Here is a 9,045-nt window from a genome sequence, read left to right as displayed (position 1 = left end):
GCGCAGTGCCGCGCCATCACGACTCTACGGGTATGCCCACCGTCGGCGTATCGGGCCCGTCGCCGGATGGCCAGTCCATGCCAGCGTCGGGGATCGAAGAGCGCAGGCCAATTGCGGTTTCCGCCATCACCGCACCGATGCCAATCAACTCAACCACTTCCTGGCTTGGTATTGCGCCGAACACATCAGCCGCATCACGCGCGAGCTCTGGCAGGCGCAGCAACGCGCCCTCTTGCCCGCGTGATCACCACTCAGCCGGCACGGTGCTGCATGAACAGCAGTTCCGGTGTCGAAGCGTCTTCCATCGGCTGGAAGCCCAGGTCACGATACAGGGCCATCGCCGCGACGTTGTCACGATAGACGCGCAGGGTCAGCCGCTCCACTGCGGCCGATTGCAGCGCCTGTGCCATCAGCGCCTGCACCAGTACACGTCCCACTCCACGCCCGCGTACCTGCGGCGAAACGATGATGCGGCCCAAGTGCAGCGTGCCGGGGCCGGTCGACCAGTACTGGCCGAAACCAAGGCAGTGGCCGTTCGCATCCAGCAGCACCCAACCCGGGCGCTGCTGCAGCTGCAGCGCCTGCGCGAATGCATCGGACCCGAGCGGATACTGCACGCCGGGACCGGCCCAGCGCTGGGTTGCGCCGGCCGAATCCAGCCAGGCGCCGATGACGGCGTAGTGTGGAGGCTGCACGGGGTGAAGGCACTCAGTCATGGCGTGCGCGCAAGGAAGGATGGCCGCCATGGTGCGCGATTCCTGCACCACAATCACGTTGCAGGGCAGCGCTTGAATTTTGTCCTGGGACAATAAACAATGCCGGCCGTCCAGGGTCGCCACTGCAGACGGCCTCCCCTTCGCCCTCTGCCTTCGGGGTTAGCCATGATCCACGGCCTCAGCGCCTTTCCTCTTACGCCGATGACCGAATCGAGCATCGACCTGCGCGCCTTCGCCGGACTGGTCGAGCGTCTCGCAGCCGCTGGCGTGGACTCGATGGGCGTGCTCGGCTCCACCGGCAGCTACGCCTACCTGGAAAAGGCTGAGCGCATGCGCGTGCTGCGCGAAGCGTTGGCCCATTCGGGCGATGTCCCGATCATCGTCGGCATCGGTGCGCTGCGCACCCGCGATGTGCTGGCGTTGGCCCGGGACGCCGAGGATGCGGGCGCAGCCGGCCTGCTGCTGGCACCCGTGTCCTACCAGCCATTGAAGGAGCACGAGGTCTACACGCTCTTCGAATCGGAGTGCACGGCGGTGCGCACCCCGATCTGTGTCTACGACAATCCCAGCACCACCCACTGCGGACCCAGCGCGCCCCCCTCATCGATGGGCTTGGGCAGCGGCGGCAAGCCCCGCATGGCTGCCGCAGCGTCATTCAACACCTTCGACAGGGATGACAGACCGCTCAACTTGACCAGAGCTCCACCCGCCACGCCAAGGCCCAGAACGTCGCTCAGACGCGGCAGCCGAGACAGAACGCCCCATTCGCCGGCTAGGTCCACCACTGCGCTGCTGAAGTTGCCCAGCGTTCCACATGCCCCGCTGATGTCGTCCTTGATATCTCGCCAGCCCTTGGACATCTCGGGCATCACCGCCCCGGTGCGGTTCGCCACGTCGTCCACGTGACTGGCATAGATCTGGATCGCCTCGTAGGCGGCTTCCTGCGACCTCCCCTCCTCCCTCAGCGTACGATGCGCTGCAGCTGCGCGGCGGTCAGGAAGCGCTCTGCGTCGTTGAGCTTCAGTAGGCCCTCCACCGGTTCCTTTGCGATGGAGTCGAATGCACTGACCGTGTGGCGGGTCCTGTCGTCAGCGGTGGCTGCCCAGGTGCCCTCGACGTTCTCCGGCGCCAGTCGGCCGCTCTCGATCTGCTGCCGAAACGCCTCCTCCCAGCCGGCGGCCATGGCTGTCAGCGACTCGGTGCGGGCGATCTGTAAGCAACCGTGAGCCTTACTGCATGGCGGTGTTAGCGCTGTAGTCGGTGCGGATGGCCGCCTGCGTACCGTTGTGGTCCTCCAGGTATTCCTGGACGAACCGCTACTGCTTTGGGGTCATGGTTCCGGATCTGACCTGTTCGGTCTGAGAATTTCCGGATACCATCTCGAAACCTCATGTGGAGCAATGGAATGAGCTTTGGAAAAGCAGAACAGAGCCAAGTGATCCTCAGCATCAGCAGCGGCAATGCTGTGGACGCTCGGCATTTCGAGTGGGCAGTTGAGGAAGGCTACGTCTCTGTCGACGAAAACGACCACGTCGAGGTCACCGAGAAGGGCTGGAAATTCCTGCAAGGCTAAATCGCTAAGGCAGAGGATTTTCCTGGACGTCTCCAATGGCGTCCAGTCGCACCTCGTACTGGCCCAGGCAACGCTTCCGGCCATTGCTCACCTCAAACACGGCGGATGGCTTGCCCGCGCGGATCCAGTTGCAACGCCTGGTTAGTGCCGAATCAATGGGGACATAGGTGTCCACTAGCACATGGATGAGGGCGGGTGCTGATGGATTCTTGGTGGCTGGCGTGGTGCTGCAGGCAGGCAGGCAGCAGCAAAGCACCGATCAGGAGAATGCGCATGTCAGTACCCCATCGGGCCTGGGCAAGCCGAGTCCAGTAACTCAAGTACGGCCTGACAGCTGTCCGGTCGCTTCTGGTAGCGCTCACGCCACGTGGTGGCGTCTAGTTCGGCCGCCTCGATCTTGCTGGCCAGGCTATTCAATGCCGCGGCGCTCTCGGCCTTCAACACTTCAAATTTTTCAGCCTCGGCCCGCAACACGGCGGCAACCTCCGCCAGCCGCTGGTCACGGTCGTCCACGTCAACCTGCAATCGCTCGGTGTCCGCATTCCAATCGGCTCGCGCCTTCACGACCTGAGCGCTCAGATCCCTGATCTGCTGTTCTTTCTCGTATGCCGAGAGGCCCGCGACCATGAACCAAAATGCCAGCACGCCGCAGCAAACCTTCATAGCGCTGCCGGGCTTGCGCAACCAGACCAGCGCATCGGTGGCCCAGCCGACCACGAGGTCGCACAGGGCCTTAAAGAATCGAATCAGTACGGGAGGGTCAGGGGATCATCGTGCGGTCTCCATGGGATAGCGCTCAGCTCTGATAATTGGCTTGGCGTTATCAGTGCGCATCAGGCATTCTCCCCATCGCCTTCGCATACCAACCGCTACACAACTTGTTGAACAGGGGAGCATCTTGAGCATTACCCACAAAATCAGCTGGCCAATCGCATTGACGTATTGTGTATGCATCTCTTTCGGAATTCTGATTGGATTCGTTCTTCTGGCGATCATTGGCCCCATCAATATCGGCGACTCCATGCCTGCTTGGGTACAAGCTATTGGATCCATTGGCGCCTTGTTGCTCGCGATATATGTCCCTGTGCGAATCCGCTGCGCGGACAGATTCGATCGCTATCGCGAAGCAGTGGAATGGGTCGAAGAGCTGGCTCGGATCAGTGAAAACAACCTCCGAAAACCAATCGAGTTCGGCTTGCCGAGCGGCCCGCCTCACCCCCAGCTTGCGATTGTCAACAAGTCGCTGCAGTTCCGATCTGAAAACGGAAACCTTCCAGTCTCCATTCAGCAGCCCGTAGCGAGTGCAGCGGAGAGCGGACGTAGACTGCAGGAGCTGTGGGAGAGAGCCCACAAATCGGATTCCTCGGAGTATGCATCGGCTATCAACATCCTCTGCGTGCATATTCAGTCGACGCAACACTTCGCGCTTTTTCAACTGGAGCGCATCAGACGTAAGCACAGGGTTGCACTCTTTCTCTACTGAAAGTACTGACATGGCCATACCCACCTCCGATTGGCACTGGCCACCTCCCATAACTCAGTGCGCACGTCGTCGAACATCAGGAAGGCGTGGCGACAGTCGATACGGCCGATGCCATTGATCGCCGCCGGCCTGGCCTGCCGCGAATGGGTCCTCTTGCCGGTTGAGCGTCCACGCCTCATGCTTGTGCCTCCATGAAGAACAGGGGAACTACATGGCTGAGCCACTATATTGCTACCCGCTTGAGATTCTTTGCCACCCGCTCAGCTGGTGGTCCTCTGCGGCTGCATGGGCACAAGCAGTGCTTTCCGCAGTCGCAATCGTTGGTGCCGCATGGATTGCTCGTTGGCAGCACAAGAAGACCATCAGACAGCGGGTTCAGGCATTGACTGCCATGGCTGCATTTGCAGCCGATGCCGCCGATGGCTTCATCGCGGACATGCGCAAGTACGAGCACAAGCCGGTCGCCAAGCCTTGGAACCTTGACTTACTCAAAGAGGCCGCAAAGGCGATGGATGCCATCCCGGCTCACGATCTTCCCGACGATCGTCTGATCTACCCGACGCTCGAGCTCAAAGATGGCCTGCGAGAGCTGCTCAACTACGCACAGGCTTTGGATACTAGCATTGCCAGCATCGGTGCCAGCATTCAAGCAAACCACATGAACAACCTGGAGGTACTTGTGGGCCGAATCGGCAGAATTTATGGGGAGATTGCGGATGTTAACCAATTGGTCAATCCGCTCAACTGGCGCGATGCCCGGCGCGTCGCAAAGGCTCTCGGTAAATAGGACCATACTTCGCTGCCTTCCCTGATTGCTGCCGACCATTCAGCATCCGCCAGTACTCCGCGCTCAGGTCGTCCAGCACGACGTGCGCGTAGCGGTCACCGATCCGAGCGGTGATGCCCTTGAAGAATGTAGCGAAGTCCTCATCCTCCATCGAATCGAACGCCAAGGACTGAGCGACCTTCAACGGAATGGTGCGGATCTCCGGCAGCACCGCCGCCAGCACCTTTCGCGCGCCGGCGCGAAGCACCGTCCCTGCGGCATCCAGCAGCGCCTTCACCACTGGGCTGGCGTTTATCTCCACAATCTCGCAACAGACACCCGACTCCAGCTGCACCTGCTTCAGCGCGGCATGCGCGTCCAGGTCGCGGAATGCCTCCACATTGTCCACCAGCAGGTGACCGATCACGTGGGCCAGATGGAGAAACGCGACATTGCGCGATTCCTTGATCTCCAGGCAGTACTCGCGCCCAACCCGATAGCCGCGATCCCTGGCCAGACGTCGGTCGACGTCGTTGCTCGGGGCGAAGGCCCCAAGCTCCTCGCCCATGGCGGGATCGACCAGGCGCGTGCAGGTCGCATAGATGGGCCGGCTGGCCCGCTTCGCGCGGATCTTCCGCGCAGCTGCTGTCATCGTGGTCATGCGACGGCGGTCGAGGTTCCTTTCAGACTGTAGTTCGGCCGCGGGCCGGAGTAGTCATCGGAGGTGCTGCACTGCAGCCGGTGCCGCAGGTAGCAGGTTCCGGTTTCGCCCTGGCGGTTCTTCGAGCACCAACAGACGGGGCAGCAGTGCCTGGACGCCGAGCGCGAGAGGATTCGCAAGGAGGAAGAAGCCCGCGGACATAACGCGTCAGCCGACGCTTCTGCAGCGACATAGTCGACCACAGCGGAGACGCAGCCCAACGCGGCTGCAGCTGCAGCCGCGCATGTGGAGCGTAACGGGCCGGACTCCCACGGATCGACATTCCCCGGCCATCCGGCATTCCACGGCGTTGAAAGGGCCGCCACGCCGCGCGAGGTTGTCAGAATCAAGCTGGGCCAGGTCGAGGACGTGATTGTCCTCTTGAAGATCGACGCCAAGGGCCTGCACCAGCTGGGCTTCGAGCCGATGTCCACCGAGCGCGGCTCGAAGCTGTACGACACTATCCAGATCGATGCCATGCGCGGCGCGATGATCCGCCACCTGCAGCAGCCGCTGCCGGACACATACGCGCAGGCCGCGTGATGGAGTTCTGCCGCACCAGCGAACTGCGGGCCCTGCACCAGATGGAGGGCCGCGATGCGATGAGCGTCGCGGCTGCCCTCGAACGCTCGCCCCACGCCGTCCAAGACATGGCCCGCTGCCAAGGGATGCCGGTAGCGCGCCAGCCTCAAGCCCGGTACTGGCCGGCCGACACCAAGTGCCGCGACCGACAGCTCCGGGCCAACGGCAACACCGTCAACCAGATCAGCGCCGCGCTGGGTGTGCCGTTCGGGACCGTGCGCCGCTGGGTCCACGAAGGAGCAGCAGCATGACCAGCATCCACGTGAAGCCAGTCTTCAGTGGCGCGACCGATCGAGAGAAGGAGCAGGACCGGCAGAAGCTGGCCAGCGACATCGCGCGCTTCAAGGCCGCCGGCGGCAAGGTCGAAATCCTGGGCACAAGCGGCATCGACAAGAGCACGATTAGCCGCCGGCAGGTGGTTGAAGGTGGCCGCGGTCGTCTAGACGGGAAGAAGGGCTCACAGGTATGAGGCTCCACATCACCCGCCTCGCGCCCAAGGAGACATTGGGCTTAGCCTGGGACCGCTTCCCGACCTTGGACGGCAGCGCCGTCACCTGGCGCCTATACCGCTGCGACCACCGCCGCGCGATGCACATGCACGCTGAGACCTTCTCCGCCCATGAAGACCGCGCGATGATCGCCGGCCGCCTGCGCCGCGCACGCCGCTACCTGCGGGACAAGGTCGACGACATCGACCTGGGAGCGATGGGGGTGGCGGCGTGATTGCAGCCTCACTGAAAGCGTGAATAGTCGACTTCGTCAATACCGACGAACGAGCGGAATCGGTCGGCATAGTCAATGCTCAGCCCCTTGAAGAATTTCAAGTGCTCTTCAAAGAGCTCGAAGTCGTCCGGACTCCCCTCATAGGCAAAGCGGTATTGCTGTCCGACGTACTGACGCGGGCTCTCTTTGATTCGGCCCAGCAAGCGGTAGGCCATATCTCTCATGGTGCCGCTGTTGCCAATCATAGTTGCGAGATCCGGCCCAAGAGCATCCGGGAGATCGTGTATACGGCCCAGTACGCTTTCGGACTGAGGGACAGCCGACCACTTCGCATCATCCAAGACTCGGGTGAGCATACCGTGGTCCTCAATCAGCACCTGTCCATCCACGACACGGACAGCCTTCGGAATACCCACAAGAATCGCACTGAGCCTTGCCGGAAGACTCACTATTTCGTGAAGGAGCAGTCGCCCGAGTATCGCTGCGTTTGCACGCTGTTGGGCGACCACTTGGTCACTCTGTTGCTTAGCAATTCCTTTGGCGTCCTCAGCGGTCTCTGCAGCGCGCTTCGAAGTCCGATTCGCCATAGATGCCACCCAAATCGTGCCCACGGCGGCCCCGGCTCCTACTACAACCGCCGCCCAGTCCGCGACGTCCCCCCAATCTACTGCGAGCGGACATATCGCCATAGCCGTTCCCCCTGTCCATGTTGGAGCCGATTCTGCCATGACCTACATCCATCCGAACGACCGGGTCTACGCGCTGGAGCGCGCTCTGGCGGTCGTCGTCGCCCGCGGCGAGGATCGCAAGGTGCAGCACGACCTGCGCGAGATCCTGGCCGAAGCCCGGCGCGAGGCCCGGGAGTGAGCGGCCTGGTGCTGATACCAGCGCCGGATCCGGGCATTCCCGCCCGAATGCGGCAGCCGACGAAGGGCGCCTATCGGCAGTGGCTGGCCCAGGCCAACGAACGCATCGAGTAGCTGCAGGTCGACATGGCCGAGCTGCCTGCCGAACTGGCGTGCGTCAAAGGCGGTGCCGAATGACCGACCACGACTTCTTCGCCTCCATTGCCGTCGACATATCGCTCAATCCACTCACCAGCGGGGCCCCAGCTCGGATGGGCAAATACCTATCCGCTGGACCCGCCAAACTAGTCAAGGCTGGCCGGCGCGCAGCCAATCGCGATCAATCAATCGCTCCGATACTTCTCCGTCCACTCGTCCACGGCATTGCGCGCCTTGGAATTAGAGATCCCCATCTCATCGATCGCCTCAACGCAAGCCTTCTCGACAACATTGAGATCTTCAAGGTGCGCATCAATGAGAATTCTTACGTACTCCCATTGTGCCATCTGCTCTTCTTCTGTGCCGGCGCTTTCTCCCGCTTGCAGCGAAGCAACAATTCGAGTTCTCACGCTGAGGATTCGCGCAACCCGACCCGCAAGCTGACGGCCCAAAAAGTGAAGCCTTGCAACAAGCTGTTGCGCAACAGAATAGTCATTCCTAGCAAAAATGCGACTGAGCTCGGAAAACGCGCCTGTAAGGCTTCCAGACACGAACGGCGACCCGTCGACAAATACGTACTCAACTGCCCAGCGCACATCCGTCGCAGCTTCGCTCATCTCAAGATTGATCAACGTAAGGATGAGCAATTTCTCATCGCAAACATGGTCCGCCCTTGCTTTAGCTTCGCTCTCCGCAATTTTGGCAGAATGCACGTTTGCTTCATTCGCCACGCGTCCAAGGTGCCAGACCGCAATTGTCGAGCCAGTACCAACAATCAACGTCAGCCAAGCTACGTAGAGCGCAAGAGCTCCTACGCACACAGCGAGCAGAGCGGCGATGACCGCCCATGCGTCCCACCAAACCACGCAATCTTCGACACCAAGCTGTGTGCAAGGGCTGAATCCGTTCCACCATTCCATTCCGCACCCCCCTCTGGACTGGCCGGGATTCTGCCACGCCTCCGACGCGCATGGAGCATTTGTGGCTAGCCAGTTGCTCGCCGCTGCAATGGTCCACGTGCTCACCCTGGCCGGGTTCCTGGCCTGCATCGCCACTCTGTGCGCGATCAGCCGCGCGTGCCGCGCCGCTCGCAGGGCTGCGCTGGTGCTGGCGTAGGTTCGCTCATGGCTGAAGGAGCCACTCGCCATGCAGGAAACCCTGCGAGCGAGGAATACACGTTGTGCGGTGTCGCTTGGGACTGCAACCACATGGACACCTGCGCCGACGAACCGGACGTATTCTTCGCCGAAGCTGGCCAGACGATCGACTGTGCGGATTGCCGGAAGGTCATCGCCTACTGCAAGACGGTCAAGCGCTGGAAGGAGCCAGGAAGATGACCGCCCAGCTCTTCCTCCGTGAACCGCGCCGCATGAAGCAGCCGGCCAAGGACGTGCTGCGCGAGCAGCTGGTGGTCGCGGCCAATGAAGTGATCCGCCTGCGCGATGCAGCACCCCAGGCCACCGAGCAGCTACGCGCTGCGCTGGCCACGAACTGAAGG

19 protein-coding genes are annotated in these 9,045 nt (G+C 61.8%); 11 read left to right on the top strand and 8 right to left on the bottom strand.

Annotated elements, in window-relative coordinates:
• Nucleotides 1-16: 16 nt before the first annotated feature.
• Complete coding sequence (locus tag ACSYHF_RS08895) at nucleotides 17-223, bottom strand: hypothetical protein (RefSeq protein ID WP_005416304.1); 207 nt, start codon at nucleotides 221-223, stop codon at nucleotides 17-19.
• Nucleotides 224-251: 28 nt separating this feature from the next.
• Complete coding sequence (locus ACSYHF_RS08890; protein ID WP_134955225.1) at nucleotides 252-716, bottom strand: GNAT family N-acetyltransferase; 465 nt, start codon at nucleotides 714-716, stop codon at nucleotides 252-254.
• Nucleotides 717-881: 165 nt separating this feature from the next.
• On the opposite strand from ACSYHF_RS08890, the gene ACSYHF_RS08885 reads away from it, so the two are divergent.
• A complete protein-coding gene (locus ACSYHF_RS08885) occupies nucleotides 882-1,622 on the top strand; it encodes a dihydrodipicolinate synthase family protein (RefSeq protein ID WP_447576298.1) in 741 nt (246 codons plus the stop codon).
• A 55-nt stretch (nucleotides 1,623-1,677) separates the two neighbouring features.
• Here ACSYHF_RS08885 and ACSYHF_RS08880 read toward each other — a convergent pair whose 3' ends face one another.
• Together ACSYHF_RS08880 and ACSYHF_RS08875 are read right to left on the bottom strand one after the other, a co-directional pair.
• A complete protein-coding gene (locus ACSYHF_RS08880) occupies nucleotides 1,678-1,899 on the bottom strand; it encodes a phage tail length tape measure family protein (RefSeq protein ID WP_134955224.1) in 222 nt (73 codons plus the stop codon).
• A gap of 46 nt (nucleotides 1,900-1,945) precedes the next feature.
• A complete protein-coding gene (locus ACSYHF_RS08875; protein ID WP_181357009.1) occupies nucleotides 1,946-2,014 on the bottom strand; it encodes a hypothetical protein in 69 nt (22 codons plus the stop codon).
• A 107-nt stretch (nucleotides 2,015-2,121) separates the two neighbouring features.
• Here ACSYHF_RS08875 and ACSYHF_RS08870 point away from each other — a divergent pair, with 107 nt between their 5' ends.
• Entirely contained in the window at nucleotides 2,122-2,289 is a 168-nt protein-coding gene (locus ACSYHF_RS08870) for a hypothetical protein (RefSeq protein ID WP_181357008.1), read from the top strand.
• 276 nt (nucleotides 2,290-2,565) lie between these two features.
• Here the strand turns inward: ACSYHF_RS08870 and ACSYHF_RS08865 are convergent, their stop codons facing one another.
• Nucleotides 2,566-3,006 (bottom strand): hypothetical protein, encoded by a 441-nt coding sequence (locus tag ACSYHF_RS08865; protein WP_447576296.1) that lies wholly within the window; start codon nucleotides 3,004-3,006, stop codon nucleotides 2,566-2,568.
• Between the two features lie 181 nt (nucleotides 3,007-3,187).
• Between ACSYHF_RS08865 and ACSYHF_RS08860 the strand changes: the two genes are divergently transcribed.
• Nucleotides 3,188-3,772 carry a hypothetical protein gene (locus ACSYHF_RS08860; RefSeq protein ID WP_134955223.1) on the top strand — a complete coding sequence of 195 codons (585 nt, stop codon included), beginning with the start codon at nucleotides 3,188-3,190 and terminating at the stop codon, nucleotides 3,770-3,772.
• Between the two features lie 211 nt (nucleotides 3,773-3,983).
• Complete coding sequence (locus ACSYHF_RS08855) at nucleotides 3,984-4,559, top strand: hypothetical protein (protein ID WP_134955222.1); 576 nt, start codon at nucleotides 3,984-3,986, stop codon at nucleotides 4,557-4,559.
• On the opposite strand, the gene ACSYHF_RS08850 is transcribed toward ACSYHF_RS08855, so the two are convergent.
• Nucleotides 4,513-5,199 (bottom strand): hypothetical protein, encoded by a 687-nt coding sequence (locus ACSYHF_RS08850; RefSeq protein ID WP_134955221.1) that lies wholly within the window; start codon nucleotides 5,197-5,199, stop codon nucleotides 4,513-4,515. The two genes, ACSYHF_RS08855 and ACSYHF_RS08850, sit on opposite strands and share 47 nt — an antisense overlap.
• Before the next feature lie 408 nt (nucleotides 5,200-5,607).
• Here ACSYHF_RS08850 and ACSYHF_RS08845 point away from each other — a divergent pair, with 408 nt between their 5' ends.
• From ACSYHF_RS08845 to ACSYHF_RS08830, 4 genes are all read left to right on the top strand, one after another.
• Nucleotides 5,608-5,781 carry a hypothetical protein gene (locus tag ACSYHF_RS08845; protein ID WP_181357007.1) on the top strand — a complete coding sequence of 58 codons (174 nt, stop codon included), beginning with the start codon at nucleotides 5,608-5,610 and terminating at the stop codon, nucleotides 5,779-5,781.
• On the top strand, nucleotides 5,781-6,071 hold the full coding sequence (locus ACSYHF_RS08840) for a helix-turn-helix domain-containing protein (protein WP_134955220.1): 291 nt from the start codon (nucleotides 5,781-5,783) through the stop codon (nucleotides 6,069-6,071). Before ACSYHF_RS08845 ends, ACSYHF_RS08840 begins: the two co-directional genes overlap by 1 nt.
• A complete protein-coding gene (locus ACSYHF_RS08835) occupies nucleotides 6,068-6,289 on the top strand; it encodes a hypothetical protein (protein ID WP_134955219.1) in 222 nt (73 codons plus the stop codon). The genes ACSYHF_RS08840 and ACSYHF_RS08835 overlap by 4 nt, the downstream gene beginning before the upstream one ends.
• 125 nt (nucleotides 6,290-6,414) lie before the next feature.
• Entirely contained in the window at nucleotides 6,415-6,543 is a 129-nt protein-coding gene (locus tag ACSYHF_RS08830) for a hypothetical protein (RefSeq protein WP_447576293.1), read from the top strand.
• Between the two features lie 8 nt (nucleotides 6,544-6,551).
• On the opposite strand, the gene ACSYHF_RS08825 is transcribed toward ACSYHF_RS08830, so the two are convergent.
• Complete coding sequence (locus ACSYHF_RS08825; protein WP_134955217.1) at nucleotides 6,552-7,154, bottom strand: hypothetical protein; 603 nt, start codon at nucleotides 7,152-7,154, stop codon at nucleotides 6,552-6,554.
• 115 nt (nucleotides 7,155-7,269) lie between these two features.
• On the opposite strand from ACSYHF_RS08825, the gene ACSYHF_RS08820 reads away from it, so the two are divergent.
• Nucleotides 7,270-7,410, top strand: coding sequence for a hypothetical protein (locus tag ACSYHF_RS08820; protein ID WP_181357006.1), 141 nt, complete (start codon nucleotides 7,270-7,272; stop codon nucleotides 7,408-7,410).
• Nucleotides 7,411-7,732: 322 nt separating this feature from the next.
• On the opposite strand, the gene ACSYHF_RS08815 is transcribed toward ACSYHF_RS08820, so the two are convergent.
• On the bottom strand, nucleotides 7,733-8,467 hold the full coding sequence (locus ACSYHF_RS08815) for a hypothetical protein (RefSeq protein ID WP_447576291.1): 735 nt from the start codon (nucleotides 8,465-8,467) through the stop codon (nucleotides 7,733-7,735).
• Nucleotides 8,468-8,528: 61 nt separating this feature from the next.
• Here ACSYHF_RS08815 and ACSYHF_RS08810 point away from each other — a divergent pair, with 61 nt between their 5' ends.
• Both ACSYHF_RS08810 and ACSYHF_RS08805 read left to right on the top strand, forming a co-directional pair.
• Nucleotides 8,529-8,663, top strand: coding sequence for a hypothetical protein (locus ACSYHF_RS08810; RefSeq protein WP_271162867.1), 135 nt, complete (start codon nucleotides 8,529-8,531; stop codon nucleotides 8,661-8,663).
• A gap of 217 nt (nucleotides 8,664-8,880) precedes the next feature.
• The gene (locus tag ACSYHF_RS08805; protein WP_181357005.1) at nucleotides 8,881-9,042 is read left to right on the top strand and encodes a hypothetical protein; all 162 of its coding nucleotides are present in this window, start codon (nucleotides 8,881-8,883) and stop codon (nucleotides 9,040-9,042) included.
• Nucleotides 9,043-9,045 lie beyond the last annotated feature (3 nt).

The sequence above is a fragment of the Stenotrophomonas maltophilia group sp. P373 genome, from assembly GCF_053295075.1.
This window is presented reverse-complemented; position numbering and strand designations above follow the sequence as displayed.

Excerpts from the sequence above, each read along its gene's own strand:
- ACSYHF_RS08890 (WP_134955225.1), bottom strand. The coding sequence starts at position 716 with ATGACTGAGTGCCTTCACCCCGTGCAGCCTCCACACTACGCCGTCATC.
- ACSYHF_RS08885 (WP_447576298.1), top strand. The coding sequence starts at position 882 with ATGATCCACGGCCTCAGCGCCTTTCCTCTTACGCCGATGACCGAATCG.
- ACSYHF_RS08880 (WP_134955224.1), bottom strand. The coding sequence starts at position 1,899 with ATGGCCGCCGGCTGGGAGGAGGCGTTTCGGCAGCAGATCGAGAGCGGC.
- ACSYHF_RS08870 (WP_181357008.1), top strand. The coding sequence starts at position 2,122 with ATGAGCTTTGGAAAAGCAGAACAGAGCCAAGTGATCCTCAGCATCAGC.
- ACSYHF_RS08855 (WP_134955222.1), top strand. The coding sequence starts at position 3,984 with ATGGCTGAGCCACTATATTGCTACCCGCTTGAGATTCTTTGCCACCCG.
- ACSYHF_RS08850 (WP_134955221.1), bottom strand. The coding sequence starts at position 5,199 with ATGACCACGATGACAGCAGCTGCGCGGAAGATCCGCGCGAAGCGGGCC.
- ACSYHF_RS08840 (WP_134955220.1), top strand. The coding sequence starts at position 5,781 with ATGGAGTTCTGCCGCACCAGCGAACTGCGGGCCCTGCACCAGATGGAG.
- ACSYHF_RS08835 (WP_134955219.1), top strand. The coding sequence starts at position 6,068 with ATGACCAGCATCCACGTGAAGCCAGTCTTCAGTGGCGCGACCGATCGA.
- ACSYHF_RS08830 (WP_447576293.1), top strand. The coding sequence starts at position 6,415 with ATGCACGCTGAGACCTTCTCCGCCCATGAAGACCGCGCGATGATCGCC.
- ACSYHF_RS08820 (WP_181357006.1), top strand. The coding sequence starts at position 7,270 with ATGACCTACATCCATCCGAACGACCGGGTCTACGCGCTGGAGCGCGCT.
- ACSYHF_RS08815 (WP_447576291.1), bottom strand. The coding sequence starts at position 8,467 with ATGGAATGGTGGAACGGATTCAGCCCTTGCACACAGCTTGGTGTCGAA.
- ACSYHF_RS08805 (WP_181357005.1), top strand. The coding sequence starts at position 8,881 with ATGACCGCCCAGCTCTTCCTCCGTGAACCGCGCCGCATGAAGCAGCCG.